Here is a 22,850-nt window from a genome sequence, read left to right on the forward strand (position 1 = left end):
GGGCGGGCACGCTGCCGCTCATTGGTAAGGAGGTCGTCCATGAATCAGGTGGAGCAGAGCGTCGCTGAGTATGTCGACGAGGTCTGGGAAGATGTCGTCGCCGATATCGAGCAGCTGGTGAGTTATCCGTCCGTGGCAGTTTCTGCCGATGCGGAGCCCGGCGCGCCGTTTGGCCGCCCGGTCCGTGACGCGCTCGATTGCGCGCTCGGCATTGCGCAAAAGCTCGGCTACCAGACGAGCGACGACGAGGGCTATGTGGGCATTGCCGATATCCCGGGCCGCGGCGACAAGCAACTCGCGACCATCTGCCACGTGGACGTGGTTCCCGCCGGTCCCGGTTGGAACACCAATCCGTTTGCGATGGAGCGCCGCGAGGGCTGGCTGCTCGGTCGCGGCGTGATCGACGACAAGGGTCCTGCCGTGCTGTCGCTCTACGCCGGCGCCTATCTGCTCAAGCACGGCATCACCCCGCGCTATACCTTTCGCGCGCTGCTGGGCTGCGATGAGGAAGTGGGCATGTCCGACGTTCACCATTATCTGGAGAACCACGCGAACCCCGACTTTCTGTTTACGCCCGATGCCGAGTTTCCGGTCTGCAATGCCGAGAAGGGCCAGTTTGGGGCGACGTTCGTGAGTCCCAAGATCGACGGCGGGCGCATCGTGTCGTGGAGCGGCTCCGAGGCGAGCAATGCCATTCCGTCGCAGTCCATCTGCGAGCTCGCGATTGCCGCCGATGAGCTGCCGGCGCCCATTGAGAACGCCGACCGCCTGGAGATCACGGCGCTTGATAACGGGCATGCGCAGATTTTCGCCCACGGCATTGGCGGTCATGCCTCGATGCCAGAGGGAACGATCAACGCCGTCGGGCTGATCGTGGCGTATCTGCGCGAGGCCGAGGACGCGTTTGGTGCACGCGACGAGCGCCTGCTGACGCCTGCCGAGCACGAGTTCGTCAAGTTCCTGGCCTTTGTGCATGCGGACGCCTATGGTCGCGGCCTGGGTATCGATGCGACGAGTCCGGCGTTTGGCCCGCTTACCTGCAACGCTGGCGTCATCCGCGTGGCGGATGGCCATATTGAGCAGGTCATCGACGTGCGCTTCCCCGACAGCACGAGTGCCGATACCATCCGCGAGCAGCTCGATCCGCTCGTGGGCCGTTTTGGCGTGACGTGCCGTGTGGGTCGTGCGAAGGTGCCGTTCTCGGTCTCTGCCGACGATCCGGCCGTGAAGGCACTTATTGATACCTATAACGAGTTTACGGGCAAGCATGCTGAGCCCTTTGCCATGGGCGGCGGCACGTACGCGCGCAACTTTGCCCGCGCCGTCTCGTTTGGCCCCGAGGAGACCGGTCTGGAGCTGCCCGAGTGGGGCGGCCAGATGCACGGTCCCAACGAGTGCGCCAACGAGGAACAGCTCAAGCAGGCGCTCAAGATTTATATCGTGGCGATCTTACGTTTGAACGAGCTTGAGCTTTAAGGCTGCGGCGTTTTAACAACTTAGCACCCCTTTCGTCCGGGCTTTTTAAGTTGCGGTGGAATAGTTCCTAGAATGGGCCATTTGATGGCCAAGCAGGAACTATTTCACCGCAACTTTGTTTTTATTGGTGTAAAAGGCGGGTCATGCTTGGTGGCGGGTTTGTTATTCGTTTGTAAAGCCGAGCCGCGCTTGCGGTAAGGGTCTATCAGATGCCCGTAATAAAGCGCAGCTGACGCGGGCGCTGCCCGATCGAGACCGTATCTTTCCAAACAGCAAAGCGGGCAGGGTGCCCGCGAGTCGCTTGTATGAAAGGAAGATCATGCTCGATCAGGCTTATTCTCGTCGTCAGTTCCTCGGCCTCGCTGGTGGTCTTGCCAGCATCGTCGGTCTCGGTCTCGTTGGTTGCGGCGGCGCAGGCGCAACCGACGCCGCCGACAAGGGTAGCGCCGCTGCTGCCGAGTCCGTCTCGGGCGAGGTAACCTACGACGGCGCCTCCTCGTTCCAGGCTCTCGTCGAGGCTGCTGCCGAGAAGTTTATGGATGCCAACCCCGACGTCTCCGTCTCCGGTTCGGGCAACGGTTCGGGCAAGGGCCTGACCGCTGTCGCCGCCGGCACCGTCACCATCGGTAATTCCGATGTCTTCGCCGAGACCAAGCTCGAGGCCGATCAGGTCAAGAACCTCGTCGATCACGAGGTCGCCGTCGTGGGCATGGGCCCCGTCGTCTCCAAGAACGTGACAGTCGACGACCTGACCCTCGAGCAGCTCAAGGGCATCTTCTCCGGCCAGATCACCAACTGGAAGGAGGTCGGCGGCGACGACGCCAAGATCGTCGTTCTCAACCGCAAGGCCGGCTCCGGCACCCGCGCCACCTTCGAGGCCGCCGTCTTTGGCGACGAGGCCGTCGACTTTAAGGGCGACGCCGAGCTCGACAAGTCCGGCGATGTCCAGACTCAGATGGGCAGCACCGACAACGCCATCTCCTACCTTGACTTCTCGCACTTCGATGACTCCAAGTTCAACGCCATCATGGTCGAGGGCGTCGAGCCCAAGAGCACAAACGTCACCGACGACTCCTTCAAGATCTGGGCGACCGAGCACATGTACTGTGCTAAGGACGCCGACGAGGCCACCAAGGCCTTCCTGGAGTTCATGCTTTCCGACGACGTCCAGGGCAAGCTCGTCGAGGAGCAGGGCTTTATTCCCGTTTCTGCCATGAAGGTCGTCAAGGACGCCAGTGGCAAGGTCTCCGCTAAATAAGTAATCGCCCCCGGAAAGGTTTGCAATGGCAAAACAGCTGCCAAAGCGCGAGCTTGAGAACGTGGGCCTGGGCGTCACGGGTGCGTGCGTAGCGCTCGTGACGCTTGTCGTTGCCGCGCTCATCTTTATGGTCGCCCAAAAGGGCCTCTCGGCTTTTTTCAAGGACGGCGTCTCGATCGTCGAGTTTTTTATCGGTACCAAGTGGGACCTGGCCAACACGGCCGAAAACGGCCTGCCCTACACTGGCGCCCTGCCCCTGATCGTCACCTCGTTTGCGGTCATGGTGCTCTCCACGCTCATCGCACTGCCCATCGCCATCGGCTCTGCCATCTTTGCGGTCGAGATTAGCCCTAAGTTTGGCTCCAAGGTCTTTCAGCCGCTTATTGAGCTTTTGACCGGCATTCCCTCGGTCGTCTTTGGCCTGATTGGCTTTCACGTGGTCGTCGGTCTTATGAAGAGCGTTTTCCACGTGAGCACGGGTCTGGGCATCTTGCCCGGCGCCATCGTGCTGGCCGTCATGATTCTGCCGACGATGACCACGCTTTCGGTCGATAGCCTGCGTGCCGTGCCCGATAGCTACCGTCAGGGCTCGCTCGCGCTAGGCTACACCCGCTGGCAGACCATCTGGCACGTGGTGCTCAAGAGCGCCATGCCGTCGCTCATGACCGCGGTCATCCTTGGCATGACCCGCGCCTTTGGCGAGACGCTTGCCGTGCGCATGGTTATTGGCGGCATCGAGGCCATGCCGACGTCGCTGCTGTCGCCGGCCTCGACCATTACCACCACGCTCACCACATCCATGGCGGTCTATGCCGAGGGTTCGGCCCAGGACGACGTCCTGTGGGCGCTCGGTCTGCTGCTGATGGGCATGAGCCTCATCTTCATCCTGATCATCCATCTCATTGGCCGCAAGGGGGCGAAGGCTCGTGGCTAGCACGCGCATCCATATCGACGAGACGAGACTCGGGCGCGTCCAAAAGCAGGACCGCATCGCCACGGGCGTGCTGACGGCGATTGCCGCCATCGTCATGCTCATCGTCGTCTCCATGGTGGCCTACATCCTGTTCGAGGGTATCTCGACGCTGTTCCAGCCGGGCTTTCTCACGCAGCCCGCACACGCCAACGGAACGCAGGGCGGCGTGCTCTACCAGCTGTTCGACTCGTTCTATCTGCTGCTGATTACCCTGATCATCTCGGTGCCCATCAGCCTGGGCGGCGCGGTCTTCCTAGTTGAATACGCGCCCGACGGTCCCATTCGCGACATCGCCTCGACCGCCATCGAGACGTTGTCTTCGCTGCCCTCCATCGTCGTCGGCATGTTCGGCTTTCTGGTGTTCTCGGTGCAGCTGGGCTGGAAGTACTCCATCATCTCCGGCGCCGTCGCGCTCACCATGTTCAACATCCCCATCCTGGTGCGCGTGATTCAGCAGGCGCTCGAGGACGTGCCGCAGGCCCAGCGCGATGCGTGCCTGGCCATGGGCCTCACTCGCTGGGAGGCCACACTGCACATCCTGATTCCCGAGGCCATGCCCGCCATCGTGACCGGCATCGTGCTTTCGGCCGGCCGCGTGTTTGGCGAGGCCGCGGCGCTGCTCTTTACCTCGGGCATGAGCTCGCCGGTCCGCCTCAACTTCTTGAGCTTTAACCTGTCGAGCCCCACCTGCGCCTGGAACGTGTTCCGTCCCGGCGAGTCGCTGGCCGTGCACATCTACAAGATCTATGGCGAGGGCAGCCCCGAGGCCCAGCAGATCGTCTGGGGCACCGCGGCACTGCTGATGATTTGCGTGCTGCTGTTTAACGTAGTCGCCCGTATCGTGGGCAAGCAACTGGCAAGGAAGATGACGGCCGAATGAGCGATATGAATGCAACGCCCGCAACCGAGGCGGCCACGTCCGACACCCCCCAGGACTTTCTGTCGAGCGTGGGGGAGAGCGAGAGGCGCGTGCGCGTGAGCGGCAAGGCCGTGAGCGACGAGGTCGTGCTCTCCGCCAAGGACGTCAACGTGTACTATGGCGACCACCATGCGCTGCACAATACGTCGCTCGACTTCCACAAGGGTGAGATCACGGCGCTCATCGGGCCTTCGGGCTGCGGCAAGTCGACCTTCTTGCGTAGCCTCAACCTGATGAATCGCGAGATTCGCCGCTGTCGCGTGGAGGGCGAGATCAACTACCGCGGGCGCAACGTGAACACCAAGACCGAGAACACGTACGAGCTGCGTCGCTCCATCGGCATGGTGTTCCAGCAGCCAAACCCCTTCCGCAAGTCCATTCGCGACAACATCACCTTTGCGCCCAAGCGCCACGGCATCACCGACCGTGACGAGCTCGACCGCATGGTCGAGGAAAGTCTGCGCGGTGCCGCGCTGTGGGACGAGGTCAAAGACAAGCTCGACAAGAGCGCCTACGCGCTTTCGGGCGGTCAGCAGCAGCGTCTGTGCATTGCGCGCACGCTGGCGCTCAACCCCGATGTGATCCTGTTTGACGAGCCCTGCTCGGCGCTCGACCCCATCTCGACGCTGGCGATCGAGGACCTGATGTCGTCGATCGTGGCCGACCGCGCCATCGTCATCGTGACGCACAACATGGAGCAGGCGTCGCGCGTGTCCAACCGCACGGCGTTTTTCTACATGGGCGATATGGTCGAGTACGACGAGACCGACGAGATTTTCCAACGGCCCAAGGATAAGCGGCTGAATGATTACCTCACCGGCATGTTCTCCTAGTCCGGGACATGCTTGAGGCCCGCGGCGGCCACGGTTGCCGCGGGACTGATTGGAGAGGCGGGTCATCTCTTGCGGGAGATGGCCCGCCTTTTTGTGTCGTGTGCTGGTGCGCTTGCCCAAAACCACCACGAAGGCGCCCGTCCCCTTTGTGGTGGTTTTCGCTATCATGGAGAACGTTGAATTTCTACGAAGGAGCAGGGCATATGGCGATTCTTTTGGGATGCGATTCCGTCAGCCTAGAGTTTCCCACCAAGCATATTTTCGATAGCGTGACGCTCGGCGTGGGCGAGGGCGACCGCATTGGTATTGTCGGTAAAAACGGCGACGGCAAGTCGACGCTGCTGAGCGTGCTCGCCGGCACGCTGGAGCCCGATGACGGACGCGTGACGCACCGCCGCGGCATCACGATCGGTCTACTCGGCCAAAAGGACCAGCTTGTCGATACCGATACCGTGCATCATGCCGTTGTGGGTGACGCCCCCGAGTACGAGTGGGCGTCGAGCCCCCGTACGCGCCAGATTCTGGCCGGTCTTATTAGCGATGTGCCCTGGGAGGGCGTGGTAGGCGAGCTCTCGGGCGGTCAGCGCCGCCGCGTGGACCTCGCGCGCCTGCTGATCGGCGACTATGACGTGCTCATGCTCGATGAGCCCACCAACCATCTGGACATGCGCACCATCAACTGGCTTGCGCGTCACTTAAAGGCCCGCTGGCAGCGCGGTCAGGGCGCGATGCTCGTGGTCACGCACGATCGCTGGTTCTTGGACGAGGTCTGCACCAGCATGTGGGAGGTTCACGACGGCCAGGTCGATCCCTTCGAGGGCGGCTATTCGGCATATATCCTGCAGCGCGTGGAACGCGACCGCATGGCCGCGGTTACCGAGGAGCGCCGTCGCAACATGGCACGTAAGGAGCTCGCGTGGCTGAGCCGCGGTGCCCAGGCGCGCTCCACCAAGCCCAAGTTTCGCGTGGATGCCGCTCGCGAGCTGATCGCCGACGTGCCGCCCGTGCGTGACGAGCTGGAGCTCAAGCGCCTGGCCGTGAGCCGCCTGGGCAAGCAAGTTATCGATGTGGTCGACGTGGACGCCGGCTATGCGGATACCGATGGCGCGCCCAAGCAGGTGCTCAACGACGTGACCTGGCTCATTGGTGCGGGCGACCGCTATGGTCTTTTGGGCGAGAACGGCGCCGGCAAGTCGACGCTGCTCGACGTGATCCAGGGCAAGATCGCGCCCCTGCGCGGCCGCGTGAAGATCGGCCAGACGGTGCGCTTTGGCGTGCTGTCGCAGCAGCTCGAGGAGCTCGAACCCTACATGGGCGACACGATCCGCGAGGTGCTCAGCCACTATAAGAAGTACTACGTCATTGACGGCAAGGAGACTTCACCCGAGAAGCTCTGCGAGCGTCTGGGCTTTACGACGCAGCAGCTCTGGAGCCGCATCGGCGATCTTTCGGGCGGCCAGCGCCGTCGTCTGTCGCTGCTACTGACAATCCTGGACGAGCCCAACGTGCTCATCCTGGACGAGCCCGGCAACGACCTGGATACCGACATGCTGGCGATTGTCGAGGACTTGCTGGACGGCTGGCCGGGCACGCTGATCCTGGTGACGCACGACCGCTTCTTGATGGAGCGCGTGACCGACCAGCAGTGGGCACTGCTCGACGGTCACCTGACGCATATGCCCGGCGGCGTGGACCAGTACCTGCGCCTGTGCAACGCCACGGCCGAGGGCGAGCCCGTGGGCGCACCGAGTGCCAAGACCGGCACGTTCGACACCGGTGCCGCAGCGGTTGCGGCCGAAAAGCCCAAGTCGAGCGGGCAGCCCAACGGTCTTTCCAACGCCGAGCGCCAGAAGCTCCGCCGCGAGGTGAGCTCGCTCGAGCGCAAGATGGAGACGCAGCGCGCTCGCGTGGAGGAGGCCGAGGCTGCGATGGCGCAGGTCGACCCCACCAATTACACGGCGCTGGGCGAGCAGCAGGCAAAGATCGACGAGGCCCACGCCGCCATGGACGAGTTGGAGATGGCGTGGCTCGAGGCGAGCGAGAAGCTCGAGGGCGAGGAGTAGGCGAGGATGATCAAGGCCGCGTTTTTCGATATCGACGGCACGTTGCTGAGCTTTAAGACCCATCGGATTCCGGCGTCGGCGCAGCAGGTGCTCGACAGCTTTCATGAGCAGGGGATTGCGTGCGTGATCGCCACGGGTCGCCCGACCTATCAGATGCCCGATTGGCTGTTCGATCTTGGTTGGGATGCGTACATTACGCTTTCGGGCCAGCACTGCTTTGATGCCGAGGGGGTTTACCGCAGCTGCCCGATCGATCCGGACGACGTCGCGGTGATCGTGGACCAGGTGGCCGAGGGGCGCTACGACTCGCTGTGCATGCAGGGCGAGAACTCGTTTGTGAACCGCCTGTCCGAGCGCGTGGTGACGGCCGGGAGCAACGCGGGGATTGTCTACCACGAGAAGCCGTTTGAGCACGCCTTTGACGCGCCAGTCTACCAGTTCTGCGCCTTTGTGGACCCGGCCGACGAGCATATCGTGACTGATGCGGTGTCGCATTCGCTCACTACACGCTGGTGCGACCTGTTCTGCGACATTATTCCCGCTAACGGCGGCAAGGACCTGGGCGTGGCGGCGACGCTCGAGCGGCTTGGTATCGACGCGAGCGAGGCGATTGCCTTTGGCGACGGCGAGAACGACCTGTCGATGTTTGCCGCCGTGGGCACGAGCGTGGCCATGGGCAACGCGCAGGATACCGTGAAGGCCGCGGCGACCTACGTAACGACCGCCGTGGATGACGACGGCATCTACAACGCCGCGAAGCACTTTGGCCTCGTGTAGCTGCGACCCGGCACTTGGGGACGCTCCTTATCTGCCGGCAGCTGGGGACACTCCTTGCGGGGCGTTCCCATTTTGTTTTCATCTCGCACGTTTTGTGAAACGCGGCTAACTTTTTGGTCAATGCAGTAAGACATGGTCAACTTTTGCGGTAAAGTAAGCCAAGGAAAGTATCCAAAGGCTAACTAGAAGCCATCGCGAAAGGCGGCCCATGGCCCTGCGTGAATCCGGAGAAGACTATCTCGAATCGATCTACGTTCTATCGGAACGTCAGGGCATCGTGCGCTCGATCGACGTTGCGGAGTACCTCGGCGTAACCAAGGCGAGCGTTTCCAAGGCCATGGCGACGTTGGAAAGCAACGGCTATGTCGAAATGGGCAAGCGCGACGTTCATCTGACGGAGCGTGGTCTGGAGGTCGCTCGCCAAATGTGGGAGCGTCACTGCTTTTTCGTGGGGCTGCTGGAGGATGCGGGTGTTTCGGCTGAGGTCGCGTCGCAAGAGGGCTGCCACATGGAGCACTGCCTGAGCGAGGAAAGCTTCGAGAAGCTGAGGGCGATGCTGGGACGGGACAGCGACCGGGACCAGTAGCCCCGCCAACCAAGTCCAACTCAGACAAGGAACCCCGCCAGCAAGCGATGCCCAAGAACCGCCAGCAACGTTACCGCAGGCCGGGACCGGGCTTGGTTTTTGAAAACACTCCGCAGACCAGAAGCGCCCCCGTTCGTAGCTCCGAAGGAGCAGAACGGGGGCGCTTCATTGGTCGAGGACGTTTTCAAAACCAAGCCCGGTCCCGGCCGGAGGGACCACAGGCGCTACAGGTTCTTGACACCCATCGCGCGCATGGCGTTCAGGATAGCGATGATCGCCACGCCCACGTCGCCAAAGACGGCAAGCCACATATTGGCGATGCCCAGCGCTGCCAGCACAAGGATCAGCAGCTTAATGCCCAGCGCAAAGATAATGTTCTGCCAAACAATCGTCATGGTCTTGCGCGCCACGCGGATCGCGCGGGAAATGTTGGACGGCTTGTCGTCCATCAGCACCACGTCGGCGGCCTCGATCGCGGCGTCCGAGCCCATGGCGCCCATGGCAATGCCCACATCGGCGCGCGTAAGCACAGGCGCGTCGTTGATGCCGTCACCGACAAAGGCGAGCTTGCCCTTGCCACTTTCGGCCGCGAGCAACGCCTCAACGCGCTCGACCTTGTCGCCCGGCAGGAGCTGCGCGTGGAACTCGTCGAGACCGAGTTGCTTGGCCACAGACGCTGCAACCTCCTCGCGGTCGCCCGTGAGCATGACGGTTCGGTTGATACCGGCGGCATGCAGGTCGCGAATCGTTTGCTCGGCATCGGCCTTAACGGTGTCTGCAATCACGATGTGGCCGACATACACGCCGTTCACGAGCACGTGGAGGATTGTGCCGGCAACCTCACAGTCCGGTGCTTCAACGCCGGCCGCGGCGAGCATCTTGGCGTTGCCGACGACGACGTGCTTGCCGTCGATGGTTGCCGTCACGCCGTGGCCCGCGTCGTTGGCGGAGTCGCTCACGCGCTTGGGGTCGACCTCGCCCTGGTAGGCGTCGCGCACGGACTGCGCGATGGGGTGATCAGAGAACGATTCAGCAAGGGCTGCGACTTCGAGCAGCGACTGCTCGGTATAGCCAGCCTCGGGGTGCACCGCGACGACTGAGAACGTGCCGTTGGTGAGGGTGCCCGTTTTGTCGAAGACGACGGTGTCCACGTCGGCGAGCGTCTCGAGGTAGTTGGAGCCCTTGATGAGAACGCCCAGCTTGGACGCGCCGCCGATTCCGCCAAAGAAACTCAACGGTACGCTGATCACGAGGGCGCACGGGCAGCTGACGACCAGGAAGGTCAGGCCGCGCAGGATCCAATCGGACCAAGCGCCAGTCACCAGGCCGCCGCCAAGCGCGAGCACCGCGGCAGCGCCAGTGACGGCGGGGGTGTAGACGCGGGCAAAGCGCGTGATGAAGTTCTCGGTGCGCGCCTTCTTTTCGCTGGCATTTTCCACGAGCTCCAGAACACGCGCGACGGTGGACTCGCCAAAGGGCTTGGTGGTGCGCACGTGGATGAGGCCCGTCATGTTGATGCAACCGCTGATGATATCGTCGCCGGTCTTGGCCGGGCGGGGGACCGACTCGCCCGTGAGTGCGGCGGTGTCGAGCTGGGTTTCGCCCTCGACGATGACGCCGTCGATAGGCACGCGCTCGCCGGGCTTGACCACGATCACGGTGCCGACGGCGATGTCATCGGGAAAGACCTGTTCGAGTGTGCCGTCGGCTTGCTCGACGTTAGCGTAGTCGGGCGCGATGTCCATCATGGCACTGATCGACTTGCGGCTCTTGCCCACGGCGTATGCCTGGAACAACTCGCCGACCTGGTAGAACAGCATGACAGCGGCGCCTTCGGCCATGTGCGGGTCGGTGTCGGGGAAGAGCACCATGGCAAACGCGCCGATGGTCGCGACGGCCATGAGGAAGCTCTCGTCGAAGGCCTTGCCGCGGCGGATGTTATTGAATGCCTTTTGCAGTACGTCGTAGCCGGCAATCAAAAACGGCACGAGGAACAGCACAAAGCTGGCGTAGATGTTGCCGGGCTCCCCAAATGCGATAGCGAGGGCGCCGAGCTCGTCGAGGGCATAAACAACGGCAAAAATGCCCAGTGCTACCAGGATGCGGTTGCGCTTATGCTCAAGGGACTCTTTCTTCTTGCGCTTCTTCTTTTTCTTCTTGGGATCGGCGGCTGCCATGATTCAAACCTCCCATTTGAGTGTATGAACACTTGCTCATATAATTTCGCGAGCAAAGGCCGCGGCAAGCGCGGCCTCGCAGGTCAACGTATGCGCGGGTTAGAGAATGATCTCGCAGTCCGGCTCGGCGTCGGCGGTGAACTCAACGACGCGGTCCAGGACCTCGTCGAACTTGGCGTCGTCGGCCTCGAGCGTCAGCTTCTGGGTCATAAAGTTGACCGAAACGGATTTGACGCCCTCGAGCTTGGCAAGTTCGTCCTGAAGCTCGCGCGCGCAGTTGGCGCAATCGATCTCGTCGAGCTTGAACTGCTTTTTCATGGTGGGTTCCTTTCCCTGTGTTAGCGGTCTGGGTGCCGGCCGCGCTGATACCGTGGTTGATTGCTATTCGCAGATATGGCTCATGCCCTGGTTAAGCATGGTGTAGACGTGATCGTCGGCGAGCGAGTAGAGAATGTTGCGGCCGTCGCGGCGGAACTTGACCAGGTGCGACTGCTTAAGCGTGCGCAGCTGGTGCGATACTGCCGACTGCGAGGTTGCGGTCGCTTCGGCGATGTCAGCCACGCAGAGCTCGCGGCCCATGAGGGCATAGAGGATCTTGATGCGTGTGGTGTCGCTGAAGACCTTGAACAGGTCGGCCAGGTCGTACAACAGCTCCTCGTCGGGAAGGTCCTCGGGCGAGCAGGTGGTGGGGACGATCGGCTCGGTGGCCTCGATGCCAGTCTTTGTTTCATCAGCGTGGCTGCTCATTGCAACATCCTTTCATATGAACATGCGCTCATATAATTTACTTCCGATTATATGAGCGCATGTTCATATGTCAATACAATTTACGTTAATTTCGATGACTGCTTGCCGCCTCTGCGATTTTCTGCGGGTTGGGAGACATCGACGCAATGCTCGCCAACATATTTCGAGATGTTCGGCCAGCATGCTAAGAAAGCCACCTTGAGAAGCATTAGAACTGTTCATATTTGTACTTTATCGTGTTAAATACCGCGAGAATCAGTTCTTCCTCTACGGGAGTTCCTGCAGAATCAGTTTTATCTAAAGTTATATTGAGCATTGCTGCAGCCAATCTGGCACATCGGTGGCCGAATAAGTCGAAAAATGTAGGTGGACATCCGCAGAGATCGCCTTTAGAAGAGCGAATTCTCAATTAGATCAATAATCGTGTCGTCTTCCGTGCGGTTTTCATCGATTTTTGCGAACATGTCGCATTCCCAAGGCCCATTGATTTCCTCAGCAAGGGCCCCGACGTGTTGCATGTCGTCGGGTTCTGGCACATCGTTGATGCTCGGGTCATCAGCTTGCGGATATTGGCTTGCAATTTCGCGCTTGGCGGCCTCTTCTTCTTTGAGTGTCTCCAGGACGCGGCGACCGTATTCGAAGTAGCGCCGCAAGACAAATTGACGAAGAGTTTCTTGCAGGATGGCGAAGTTATCCGGGAGTCGACCGGGCCATATCTTCTCGCGAATGCGAATCGCTTCCATGACCCGCCTAAAAGCGGACTGCTTGAAAAACGAATGACGACTAACTGTGATAACGGCATATCCCATGTTTCGCAGCGTGTTTCGGCGTTCCTCGTCAATTGATTGCTGTTCGGGCTCGTCGTGGTAAAAGCCGTTGTATTCGATATCGGTCATCGAATTTTCGAGCAGCGCGTCGAGGTAGAAAACCGTCCGTCGCGTTAGGGCGGCGTATCTTTTGGGGACTGGGATCGGATAGTCCGTTTTGATAGCGCGTATGGCTAAGCCACCCATTGACTTGGGCATTGTCAGCATCATGACAAACGCCGTTTCGAGTGGGGAGCGACAGCCTTCGCGTACATAAGAAAGTGCCTTAAGTGCTTTATTAGATCCACGATACCCCGATGCCTCTGAAAAGAAGGCTCTGAGCTCTTCAACGCTGGTTAGGGCTGGGCGCTCGCGATATTGAGTTTCGTCGGACGTTCCAAGCGCGTAGGAGCCGCAGATTTCAAAGCAATACTCAACGAGCTCCGAAAGGTTGAGGTCGGCTGCTGCTTCTAACGCGCACAGCTTGATATCGACGATGTAGACGTTCGGCTCGAGTTCTAGGTAGCTTTCTGCATCAAACGTATAGCGCGTGCAGTGGCAGATGCAGCCCTTGCGGTGCCTTTTGGCATTATTGGAAAACGTCAGCACATGGATGCTTTCAGAATCGACATTCTTTCTGTTGAGCCATGCTCGCGCCGCTTCCAGGTTGGACGTGGTCGGCGCAGACACCTTGATCTTTTCCATAGGTATGGGATCGGTCGCGTGGCTTGCGAGCGAGCTGACTGTTTGGTATACAGCGCGTGCCGTGGTATGTGACAGAACGATTCCCATACGCGCATGATGGCATAGCGGACGCCATATACGCTCGAAACTTCGGGCAACGGTATTGGGGCGCGGCTTATCTTCTGCGAACGGTGGGTTTTTGAGCTGTCGTATTGAGGGGGGCAGCTTCGGCTGGGGAGGTTTCTGTCGGCTGCCCCATTTTGGTGAACTTTAGTTGCGGATTCGTAGCTTCTAAGCGTTTTTGCCGACCGCTCAGATGCCTCACCAACATAATTTGAGTTATTGGGCCTTATCCTATACGAATGGTGCGATCGCAACGTCCTATTCGAATTGATTCAGGTAGATTTATAGGGCTTGGTTGCGAAATTGGGGCGACTATAGCGCTCGATTGCGGTTCAAGGGGCCTCGACTAGTGGTTCAGCTGGCCGAACAACTCGAAAAAAGTAGGTGGGCCAACCTGCCGACTATGTGAAGCATGCGTATTTGCTCGTTTTGATTAAAACTAGGGTGCAGCCATAAGACTGCGCCCTAGTTTACTGCGTGCCGGTGCGTCCAGACGGATTGCACTGTGCCTGGCAGGCGCTCCCGCAGATGGATCGGTTATTTCGCAAACAGGTTCTTGAGGTTGAACTCGGCCTGTACCGTGCGGAGCATGAGGTCGGTGTCGTCCAGACCCAGATGCTGCTCGTTGGCGTCGGGCGCGAGGGTGCCGCGACGGCGTGCCCAGTTCTCGAGCGCGGCGGGGGCGGACTCGCGGGGGAGCGAGCGCACGTCGGCGTCCAGGCTGCGGCAGATCTGGCGCGAGTCGATGACGATGATCTTACCCGCGCGGCGTGCCTCGGCGTAACCGTCCAGGTGAATCTTGAACCAGCTGTCCTCAAAGGCGGCGTTATGCGCCATGTACGGGTACTTCTTCATAAGCTTGAGCAGCTGCTTTTGCAGCTCCTTGTTCTCGCGGAAGGGCGTTTTGCCGTCGATGTCGTCCCAGGTAATGTGGTGGATATTCGACAGCGGCACATCTTCGCCGCGGTAGATGTCGGGCAGGCCGCAGTAGTGTGCCTCGGCGTCATGCGGGACGGCGTCGCTGGTGAGCTCCATGATCTCCCAGCCCACGTTGATGATATAGCCGCGCTCGGGTGCACGGCCGGTGGTCTCGATGTCGATACCGAGCACGGTGCCCTGGATGGGTTTGCGGGCGTAGGCCACGCCGAGCGCGTCGCGGTCGCCGCGGATTTCGCGCATAACGGACGCGGCGGTGCGCTTTTGCATCTTGCCGATGGCGGCGCAGGTGTCGGCATCGGACAGGCCGCGCGAGAGCGTCGCGGGCGTCACGTTGCGCAGACGCGCCTCGCCAATCTGGTCGCACAGGTCGCGGTTGCGGTCGGCCAGGTCGCGCACGGTGGCAAAGTCGAAGCCGGGGTCGCCCTCGGCGGTAAAGTACTCGGTCTCGAGCACCTTGAGGGCCTCCTCGCCCTTCTGGCGCTCGGACTCCATGGCGCCGTGGTCGCCGTAGATAAACATGGGGATAAACGGCTGGCGCTCGTATTCGAGTGCTTGCGATACGTTCATATGCTACTCCTTGGACGGGCCGCGTTGTGCGGCTCGAGGTTACTGAGTTATGGCGAGATGATAGTTTACCATAGGCAACTATTGGCACCGCGCCCGGGACAACTACAATACCCTAGTTGACCGCTAGGACTTTTACAATGCTGCCGAAAGACACGAAAGGTTCCATCCGTCATGGATTTACTGATTGATATTCTGCTCGACGCCGGCAAGGACACGCTGTCGCTGCTGCCGTTTTTGTTGGTGACGTATCTTGCTCTCGAGACACTTGAGCACGTTGCGGGCGACCGCGTCAACGGCGCTATCAAGCGCGCCGGCGCTGCGGGTCCCGTGGTTGGCTCGCTGCTGGGCATGGTGCCGCAGTGCGGATTTTCGGCCATGGCAGCAACGCTGTACGCCGGCCGTGTCGTGACCTTGGGCACGTTGGTGGCGGTGTTCCTTTCGACCTCCGATGAGATGCTGCCGCTGTTGCTTGCCGAGCAGGTTCCCGTGCAGACTATGGCGATGCTTTTGGCTTCGAAAGCGCTGATCGCACTGGTCACGGGTTTTATCGTGGACGCTGCCATTCGCGGCCTGCGCCGTAACGCCCGCGCGCACGCGGCGATTCGCCGTACCGTGCTGGGAACCGCGGCCAACCCGGCCCACGTGAACTGCGCGCACGACGACCACAGCGGCGGTGACATCATCGACGAGGTGGCCGAGGCAGGCGTGAGCGCCGACCACATCCACGAGCTGTGCGAGCGCGACCATTGCGGTTGTGATGAAGACGAGGACGAGCACGAACACGGACATGGCCACGATCACGGTCATGAGGGCGACTATGAACACCATGATGGTCACGGTCACTCCCATTCCCACGAAGGGACGCCTGTCCTGTCGATTATCCGCAGCGCCATCTCCCACACCGTGCAGGTATCGGTATTCATTTTCCTGGTGACGCTGATTCTGGTTGCCGTGCTCGAGACGTTCGGCGAGTCCGCAATCGAGCGGTTCCTGCGCGGCAACGAGACGCTTGCGGTCCTGGGCTCGGCACTCGTCGGCCTGATCCCCAACTGCTCGGCTAGCGTCGTCATCACGCAACTGTACCTGGAAGGCGCGCTGCAGCTGGCCCCGATGCTCGCCGGCACGCTCATTTCCGCCGGCGTGGGTTATCTGGTGCTGTTCCGCACCAACCGCAGCGCCCGCGAAAATGCCGTGTTCCTGATCATGATGTACGTCATCGGCGCTGGCTGGGGCCTCATCCTCTCCGCCGTTGGCCTTTAAGTAGATTATTGGGACATGTCTTACGATCTACCTCTGTGACCAGGGCATTCCCCGCCGCCAAAACAAATAGGTAGATTTTAGGCATGTCTCAAAAATCTACCTTGGTTAGTGCAGCAACTCGGTGAGGTTGCGTTTAAAGCGGGCGCGGTCTTCGCTGGTAAATGCTGCCGGACCGCGAGTGCGTCCGCCGGCGCGGCGTACCTTCTTTTCCTCGTGGCGAATAAACAGCTGCATGTCGATAGTCGCCTTGTCGTACACGCGCCCGCGCACACCGATGGCGGCGGCATCGCGCCCGAGCACCATGCTCGCCAAGCCAATGTCCTGCGTCACGACCACGTCGCCCGCCTGCAGGCGTTCGACAATGGCAAAGTCGGCGCTGTCGGCGCCCACGCTCACGTCGAGCGTCGTGACCCAAAAGCCGCGTCGCGCGTGCTCGGCATCGCGCGGGTCGTCGCGGCGAATGTGTCGTTCCAGGTTTTGCGTGCTGTTGCCGGCGATAACAACGGCGACGCCCGCCCGCCGCGCGCAGTCAATCGACTCGCGCGTGACCGGGCAGGCGTCGGCATCAATAAAGAGCGTTCGCGGCATCTAGTGCACCAGTTTGCCAAATTGAATGGCGCGAACAATGAGCGTTACGCCAAACACCAGCAGCGCGGCGCCACTAAAGATGACAAGCATCTTGGCCGACCACAGCGGATAGATAAACACGAACATGCCGGCGATGATGGAGAGTGCACCGCTCAGGATGGCGAGGGCGCGGTTGGCGGAAAGCTCGGATTCCAGAATCGACATGACGCCCTCGACGATCCAGCCAAAGCCGGCGACGACCACCACGAGCGTGGTGAGCGTCGCGGTCGAGAAGGCCTGGTTGCGCAGGATTATGACGCCGCCCAGAATGATGAGCAGGTTGGAGATGATGCTCGTAACGCGCCAGCCGGTGGGCAGCAGCGGCTCGAAAACAGCGGTAAACAGCCTGATCGCGGCCGTGATCACAAAGTAGATGCCCAAGACGGTCGTCAGGAAGACGAGGGATTTGGCGGGCGCAAACAGCAGTGCGATGCCGGCGACGAGCGCCAAGACGCCCGTGATGGCGTAAATCCAGCGCACGGCCTTGACGGCCTTGCCTGCCATGCTTTTCTCGTCAAATCCAAACGCGCTCGATTGCTTGTCATCGTTATTAAAGATGCCCATGATGTCTCCTTTCCGTGCGGCGTAAGCCGTAGCTCTTGCAACCAGTATCGCCCAAGGGCGCCGTCGCGTGGGGCGGGAAGGGCGAATGGGAGCCTCATCTTCCCGAATTGTTACCTTTGTTCCCGTTTGGATGCGGAATATTCAACAGGTGTGGAACATTGCGCCGCTGTGTGTAATTGCCTACGTTTTAGGTTAGATTTTCTTAAGAACAATTGGCTTTTATTGGGGGTCTTATGAACGAAGCAGTTCCCGCGGCGCCGGTAAGCGCCGAGTCGATGGCAAAGCAGGGTTGCGAAAAGCTTGGCCTGGACACGTTTGACGCGCTGGTCCGCCGCGCCCGTACGTGCCGCCGTTTTGACGAGTCCATGCGCGTGCCGCGCGAGTTTTTGCTCGAGCTGGCGGAACTGGCGCACCTGGCTCCCTGCGGCGCCAATGCTCAGCGTCTGCGTTTTCATGTGGTGAGCGGTGCCGAGGATTGCGCGCGTGTATTTGATGAGCTTGCATGGGCCGGCGCGCTTAAGGATTGGTCGGGTCCTGCCGAGGGCGAGCGTCCGACCGGCTACATCGCGATTCTTGCCGAGCGCGCTGTTCCGGGTAAGCCCGCCGCGCCCATCACCGAGGTCGACACGGGCATTGCCGCGCAGACGATGATGCTCGCCGCTCGCAGCGCCACGCCCGAGGTGGCAGCCTGCATGTTCAAGGCCTTTACGCCCCACGCGATCGATGCTATGGGGCTCGATAACGACAAGTATGAGCTCAAGCTGATCATGGCTTTTGGCGTGCCGGCCGAGACGCAGATGATCGATGCGATCGATTCCAACCCCGACGGCTCAATTAATTACTGGCGTGACGATGCGCAGGTGCACCACGTACCCAAGCGCCCGCTCGCCGACGTGCTGGTGTAGCTGAGCGTCACCGCGGCGTGATCAGACGGTAAACCACCACAAAGGTGCCTGTCCCCTTTGTGGTGGTACGAGGGGAGAGCGTGTGGCAGATCTGTATTTGGTGCGGCATGGGCAGACTGAGCTCAATGTGCAGAGCATTTTGCAGGGCTGGCACGATTCGCCGCTTACGGCGCGCGGGCGCGAGCAGGCGCTGACGGCGCGTACGGCGTTTGCGGCGCGTGGCGTGGCCTTTGATCATGTGTATTCCTCGCCGTTGGGCCGGGCGCGGCATACGGCCGAGCTTATCGTTGGCGAGGGCCGTTCCATTGAGCTGGTCGATGACCTGCGTGAGTGGCATTTTGGCTCGCTGGAGGGCACATCAAATCGCGAGATGCCGCCGCAGCCCTGGGGCGATTATCCGGTGGCCTTTGGCGGCGAGTCGGAAGTGCAGCTTCAGTCGCGCATGGTCGCGGCGCTGTCCCGTATTATGGCCCGGCCGCAGCACAACTGCGTGCTGGCGGTTTCCCACGGCTCAGCCTGCCAGGAGTTTCTTGAGTATGTGACTGGCGGGGGAGAGCTACCCGACAACGGTGCCGTGCTTCATTTTGGCTATTGCGACGGGGCGTTTTCGCTCTTGGGTTGGTAACGAACGAAAGGACCCCTATGAATAAAGATCTGTATCTGGTCCGTCATGGACAGACGATATTCAACCTTAAGCGTATCATTCAGGGGTGGAGTGACTCGCCGCTTACGCAGTTGGGTTGCGACCAGGCGGCGCGCGCCGGCATGTTTTTACGTGCGCGCGGCATTGAGCCCGATCATGCCTACACCTCCACGCTTCATCGCACCGAGCAGACTATCGCCAACTTGTGGCCGGGCTTGGCGTACGAGCGCCTGGACGGCCTGCGTGAGTGGTTCTTTGGCGACTTTGAGGCCGAGCGCGTGATGCTTATGCCCGAGCGCCCGTGGCGCGATTTCTATCGTCAATTTGGCGGCGAGGGCCAGATCCAGGTGCGCGAGCGCATGGTGACGACGCTGACCGAACTCATGCAGCGTCCGGACCATACGTGTGTGCTCGCGGTAAGCCATGGCTCGGCTATCAAGGAGTTTATGGATCACGTGAAGGGTGCGGCGGCCGACGAGCGCGATCGCGTGCCGGGCAACTGCTCGGTGCTGCACTTTGCGTTTGGCGACGAATCCGACACGTTTGAGTTGGTCGAAGTCTTTACGCAGGAGGATTACGCGTGCGAGCTGGGGCTTGAACCGCTTGTAGCGGCAGTAGGCCCGCAGCGCGGGTAGCGCTGGCGTTGCGGCGCGGTTTGCCGGCGAAATTGTTTGATGCGAAAGGGGCGGGGATGCATGCACGGGCATTGCATCCCCGCCCCTTGTTTGTTTGGATGCTGGGTTTTCCAGCTTAGCGTTTGAGTTCGCTAGAACCGTGAGACCTGGTGAGTGAGCAGACCCGTCGGAACCTGCGGCGCGCTGCCGCTGACCTGCGCGGCGGGGAACAGCACGGCTACAGCAAAGTTGAACGGCTCTTTGCCAGAGTAGGCGCCGGCAGCGCGGGCCTCGTCGGCCAGAATCTGCGATGCCCCAGCCAGTGCGGCGACATAGGCGGAGTCACCGGCGAACACCGGGTCGGGCGCCTGATCGAGCATGGCACGGATGGCGGCAACGGCGTCCTCGCGCTTGACCTCCCACACGCGATGTGTGACGCCCGCGGGATCGGTGACGGCGTAGAGCGATGCGCCCTCTTTGGCAGCGCTCAAAATGATATCCATGACGGGCGACGCCTCGTAGGCGAGCGACACGGGGCGCGGTTGCACCTTGAGCTCGGCGATCGCGCGCGCGGTGGCGAGTGCGTCGATGCTCTCGGCGGCAGTCTCGTCGCCGCCCGTCAGCACGTTAACCGGGCAAATCGCCACGACGCCCGTCGCACGTCCCGGCTCGCCCGAGCATTCGTACACGTAATACGCCGCACCCGGGTCCTTGAGCATTAGGCCGTCAGCAATGGCGCCGCGCAGGGCGTCGTTGCCGCTCAGGATACCGCCCATCGCAGGCAGCGCCTCGAGCACACGGTCCTGAGCCGGGCGGATGCAGGGAAACGGAAGTGCTTTCATGGGCGGTCCTAACGCGCGAGTCGGTTTGTTCGCGGCTTATTATGCCCCAACTTGGCCGCTTGCGTCCCAGAGCGTGTTATCGGCAAGCACGATGAGCACGTTTTGGCAGCGAACGATATCGGCATGGGGCACATACTCGTCGGGCTTGTGTGCGAGCGCCAACGAGCCGGGGCCGTAGCTCATACAATTGCGGTTGCCTGTCTTGCCGGCAATGACGGCGGTGTCGGTGTAGCCGGTAAAGAAGCCGACGGTCGTGTCCGCGTCCGTCACGTCATCGGCGGCACGCTTGAGCGCTGCTAGAAGGGGAGAGTTCGGGTCGCGCTCGATGGCGGGGCGGTCGCCCGTCACGGTGTAGCTGCCATGGCAACCGGGAACGGCGGCTTCGGCGACGGCGATGGCCTGCTCTACCATGCGCGTCGCGGCGGCCGTATCAGTCGGCGGGGTCAGGCGCATATCGACCCAGACCTTAGCGTGGTCGGGCACGACATAGGGACGGTAGCCACCCTCGATCTGTCCAAACGTGATGGTCGATGGCCCCAGCTCCTCATGTAAAGGTAGCGTCGCAAACGTGCGACGAAGCGAGCACGCGACCTCGGCTATGGCGGCGACGGCGTCGGCGCCCTTCCAAGGCTGGCTTGCATGCGCCGTCACGCCAGCCATTTCAATCTCGAACCACGTACGCCCCTTGTGCGCCACCTGGATCTGCCCGTCGGTGGGCTCGGTGTCCAGCACCCATTCGCGCGAGCCGACCCAGCCGGCATTGATGGCCGCCTCGGAGCCGCGCATAAAGTCTTCCTCGTCGACCGAGCAGATGAGCGAAAAGCCGCGGCGTGGCAGCGCGCCATCCGCCGCCACGCGCTCGAGCGTATGGACCAGTGCGGCAATGGCGCAGGCCAGGCCACCCTTCATATCGCAGGCACCGCGGCCATAGAGTTTATCGTCGCGCACAACCGCCCCAAGCGGTGCGATGTCTGCGTCCCAGCCATCGCCCAAGGTGACGGTATCCATGTGGCAGATATAGACCAGCCGCGGCTCGTCGCTTTGGCCCGGCACGGTGACTTTAAGGTTGCGGCGCCCGGGCAGCACTTCGAGCTCCTCAATCTGCACGGCATCGAGCGCAGAACTATCAAGTTGTGCCAGCTGCTGCTCAATGAGCCTCTTAATGAAGCGCTCAATTTCATCCTCATACGCGCCCGGGTCTGAGCTGTCGATCCGCACGAGTCCTTGCGTAAGCCGCCAGGCAAAGTCCTCATCAACCATATGCAACCTCACAATCAGTTTGCTTTCCAAACCGATTGTAAGCCTCCTGAGAGATCCGCGACGTGGGCGTGGCAGTATTTACCGTTCGCAGGCCGAGCCAGCGCGTTTGCCGTCCGAGCGGGTTCACAAGCGACGCAGCGGGTACGTACCCTTCATGGACGACATGCTGTGCGACATATCTGCCTTTCGGTATCACCGGATACCTCCACAGGTCTTGGCAATAATGCCGGACCTGCCCGATTCTGCGGACGATCCGCGCAGGGAGCACCTATGTGAGCATCCGCTCGTCACGCATTTCCTGGGCACCCCGTTACACGTGTTGGCGCAGGGCAGCTGCGGACGTAAGGGCGATCGCATTGTCAGGCATGTTTGGAACGGGGAGAGGCCGTTTGATTCCGTGCGGCAGACGGAGTTTGGCCTCGATGTTGCGTCCCCACTCTTTACCCTGCTGACCCTGGCTTCCTCGGTCTCAAACGAGCGTCTAATCATGTGCATGTATGAGATGTGCGGCACCTTTGCCGTGTGCAAGATTGCACCTCAGGTAAAGTCGGCACTTGAGCAGGCATACGGGGGCCGGTGGGGTGACGCACGGTCGGGCTGGGAAAACGTAAAGGATGTCTCGGGGAATCCAACGGACTTGTGGAAACGACCTCCCTTGATCGAGCTCTCTGAGCTTACCGAGTACGTCGATAAGATCCCGGGGCTCCGCGGCGCTAAATCGTTCACGCGTGCCGCGAAATGCATTACGGGGGTGGCGGCATCGCCGCTCGAGGTCCAGGCTTCGATGCTGTTTGGCCTTACGAGGTTGCGCGGCGGCGAAGGGCTGCGCCTTACCAATAACGTCGAGATTCGCTTGACGCGCAGTGCCCGCCTGATTTCGGGGCTTGATAGGCGCTATGCCGATATTCTGCTGGCAAATAAGGACGGCAGCCGAGAGTGCCTGGTTGAATGCCAAGGTAAAGCCATACACGGATCCATAGAATCCAAGATCTCGGACTCCGATCGAACGACGGCTTTGCAAGCCATGGGATATCCCGTCGTTCTGATGACCTATGGTCAGCTGGCCGATTCCGATGCCTTCCGCGTGGTGATGGAGCTCATCATGTCCTATCTCGATGTGCCGCTGAAAGACAAGACGCCGCGGCAGCAGGAGCTCGAACGGCGGCTTCGTGAGGAGATTTTTATCGATTGGGCGGGAATGTAGCCG

Annotated in this window: 22 protein-coding genes; 13 read left to right on the forward strand and 9 right to left on the reverse strand. The window is 61.1% G+C overall.

Features of this window, described 5'->3' with window-relative positions:
• Positions 1-39 precede the first annotated feature (39 nt).
• The 8 genes from DW037_RS01415 (at position 40) to DW037_RS01450 (ending at position 8,885) form a co-directional block, all read left to right on the forward strand.
• The gene (locus tag DW037_RS01415; protein ID WP_118372665.1) at positions 40-1,476 is read left to right on the forward strand and encodes a M20 family metallopeptidase; all 1,437 of its coding nucleotides are present in this window, start codon (positions 40-42) and stop codon (positions 1,474-1,476) included.
• 319 nt (positions 1,477-1,795) lie between these two features.
• Positions 1,796-2,734, forward strand: coding sequence for a phosphate ABC transporter substrate-binding protein (locus DW037_RS01420; protein WP_117629065.1), 939 nt, complete (start codon positions 1,796-1,798; stop codon positions 2,732-2,734).
• A 25-nt stretch (positions 2,735-2,759) separates the two neighbouring features.
• Positions 2,760-3,668 (forward strand): phosphate ABC transporter permease subunit PstC, encoded by a 909-nt coding sequence (gene pstC / locus DW037_RS01425; RefSeq protein ID WP_117800469.1) that lies wholly within the window; start codon positions 2,760-2,762, stop codon positions 3,666-3,668.
• Positions 3,661-4,587 (forward strand): phosphate ABC transporter permease PstA, encoded by a 927-nt coding sequence (pstA, locus tag DW037_RS01430; RefSeq protein WP_117800470.1) that lies wholly within the window; start codon positions 3,661-3,663, stop codon positions 4,585-4,587. Before pstC ends, pstA begins: the two co-directional genes overlap by 8 nt.
• Positions 4,584-5,459, forward strand: a complete 876-nt coding sequence (gene pstB / locus DW037_RS01435) for a phosphate ABC transporter ATP-binding protein PstB (protein WP_117564461.1) — start codon at positions 4,584-4,586, stop codon at positions 5,457-5,459. The genes pstA and pstB overlap by 4 nt, the downstream gene beginning before the upstream one ends.
• Positions 5,460-5,662: 203 nt before the next feature.
• Positions 5,663-7,522 carry an ABC-F family ATP-binding cassette domain-containing protein gene (locus DW037_RS01440; protein WP_117800471.1) on the forward strand — a complete coding sequence of 620 codons (1,860 nt, stop codon included), beginning with the start codon at positions 5,663-5,665 and terminating at the stop codon, positions 7,520-7,522.
• 6 nt (positions 7,523-7,528) lie between these two features.
• Positions 7,529-8,299 carry a Cof-type HAD-IIB family hydrolase gene (locus tag DW037_RS01445; RefSeq protein ID WP_118372666.1) on the forward strand — a complete coding sequence of 257 codons (771 nt, stop codon included), beginning with the start codon at positions 7,529-7,531 and terminating at the stop codon, positions 8,297-8,299.
• Positions 8,300-8,507: 208 nt separating this feature from the next.
• Complete coding sequence (locus DW037_RS01450) at positions 8,508-8,885, forward strand: metal-dependent transcriptional regulator (RefSeq protein ID WP_117735915.1); 378 nt, start codon at positions 8,508-8,510, stop codon at positions 8,883-8,885.
• A 224-nt stretch (positions 8,886-9,109) separates the two neighbouring features.
• On the opposite strand, the gene DW037_RS01455 is transcribed toward DW037_RS01450, so the two are convergent.
• The 5 genes from DW037_RS01455 to DW037_RS01475 all read right to left on the reverse strand — a co-directional run bounded on the left by DW037_RS01455 (position 9,110) and on the right by DW037_RS01475 (position 14,928).
• Entirely contained in the window at positions 9,110-11,062 is a 1,953-nt protein-coding gene (locus DW037_RS01455) for a heavy metal translocating P-type ATPase (RefSeq protein WP_199570296.1), read from the reverse strand.
• A gap of 99 nt (positions 11,063-11,161) precedes the next feature.
• Complete coding sequence (locus DW037_RS01460; protein WP_089572082.1) at positions 11,162-11,380, reverse strand: cation transporter; 219 nt, start codon at positions 11,378-11,380, stop codon at positions 11,162-11,164.
• A gap of 63 nt (positions 11,381-11,443) precedes the next feature.
• Positions 11,444-11,809, reverse strand: coding sequence for a helix-turn-helix transcriptional regulator (locus DW037_RS01465; RefSeq protein WP_055252065.1), 366 nt, complete (start codon positions 11,807-11,809; stop codon positions 11,444-11,446).
• Positions 11,810-12,198: 389 nt separating this feature from the next.
• Positions 12,199-13,320, reverse strand: coding sequence for a hypothetical protein (locus tag DW037_RS01470; RefSeq protein WP_118372667.1), 1,122 nt, complete (start codon positions 13,318-13,320; stop codon positions 12,199-12,201).
• Between the two features lie 639 nt (positions 13,321-13,959).
• Positions 13,960-14,928 carry a 3'-5' exonuclease gene (locus tag DW037_RS01475; RefSeq protein WP_117766893.1) on the reverse strand — a complete coding sequence of 323 codons (969 nt, stop codon included), beginning with the start codon at positions 14,926-14,928 and terminating at the stop codon, positions 13,960-13,962.
• A gap of 171 nt (positions 14,929-15,099) precedes the next feature.
• Here DW037_RS01475 and DW037_RS01480 point away from each other — a divergent pair, with 171 nt between their 5' ends.
• A complete protein-coding gene (locus DW037_RS01480) occupies positions 15,100-16,188 on the forward strand; it encodes a putative manganese transporter (RefSeq protein ID WP_118372668.1) in 1,089 nt (362 codons plus the stop codon).
• Positions 16,189-16,293: 105 nt separating this feature from the next.
• Here the strand turns inward: DW037_RS01480 and DW037_RS01485 are convergent, their stop codons facing one another.
• Positions 16,294-16,776 (reverse strand): DUF188 domain-containing protein, encoded by a 483-nt coding sequence (locus DW037_RS01485; protein WP_055252057.1) that lies wholly within the window; start codon positions 16,774-16,776, stop codon positions 16,294-16,296.
• Entirely contained in the window at positions 16,777-17,379 is a 603-nt protein-coding gene (locus DW037_RS01490; RefSeq protein ID WP_118372669.1) for an HdeD family acid-resistance protein, read from the reverse strand.
• A gap of 233 nt (positions 17,380-17,612) precedes the next feature.
• On the opposite strand from DW037_RS01490, the gene DW037_RS01495 reads away from it, so the two are divergent.
• From DW037_RS01495 to DW037_RS01505, 3 genes are all read left to right on the forward strand, one after another.
• Complete coding sequence (locus DW037_RS01495; protein WP_117563980.1) at positions 17,613-18,284, forward strand: nitroreductase family protein; 672 nt, start codon at positions 17,613-17,615, stop codon at positions 18,282-18,284.
• A gap of 82 nt (positions 18,285-18,366) precedes the next feature.
• On the forward strand, positions 18,367-18,909 hold the full coding sequence (locus tag DW037_RS01500; RefSeq protein ID WP_117583773.1) for a histidine phosphatase family protein: 543 nt from the start codon (positions 18,367-18,369) through the stop codon (positions 18,907-18,909).
• A 17-nt stretch (positions 18,910-18,926) separates the two neighbouring features.
• Entirely contained in the window at positions 18,927-19,562 is a 636-nt protein-coding gene (locus tag DW037_RS01505; protein ID WP_117583772.1) for a histidine phosphatase family protein, read from the forward strand.
• Positions 19,563-19,693: 131 nt separating this feature from the next.
• On the opposite strand, the gene DW037_RS01510 is transcribed toward DW037_RS01505, so the two are convergent.
• Both DW037_RS01510 and DW037_RS01515 read right to left on the reverse strand, forming a co-directional pair.
• Complete coding sequence (locus tag DW037_RS01510; protein ID WP_117583771.1) at positions 19,694-20,383, reverse strand: DUF1015 family protein; 690 nt, start codon at positions 20,381-20,383, stop codon at positions 19,694-19,696.
• Between the two features lie 39 nt (positions 20,384-20,422).
• Positions 20,423-21,643: a M20 family metallopeptidase gene (locus tag DW037_RS01515; protein WP_117629072.1), complete on the reverse strand. Its 1,221-nt coding sequence runs from the start codon at positions 21,641-21,643 to the stop codon at positions 20,423-20,425.
• Between the two features lie 223 nt (positions 21,644-21,866).
• On the opposite strand from DW037_RS01515, the gene DW037_RS01520 reads away from it, so the two are divergent.
• Entirely contained in the window at positions 21,867-22,847 is a 981-nt protein-coding gene (locus DW037_RS01520; RefSeq protein WP_158551582.1) for a hypothetical protein, read from the forward strand.
• Positions 22,848-22,850: the final 3 nt, after the last annotated feature.

Source organism: Collinsella sp. AF39-11AT (genome assembly GCF_003474585.1).
In the GTDB taxonomy this organism is placed as follows: domain Bacteria; phylum Actinomycetota; class Coriobacteriia; order Coriobacteriales; family Coriobacteriaceae; genus Collinsella.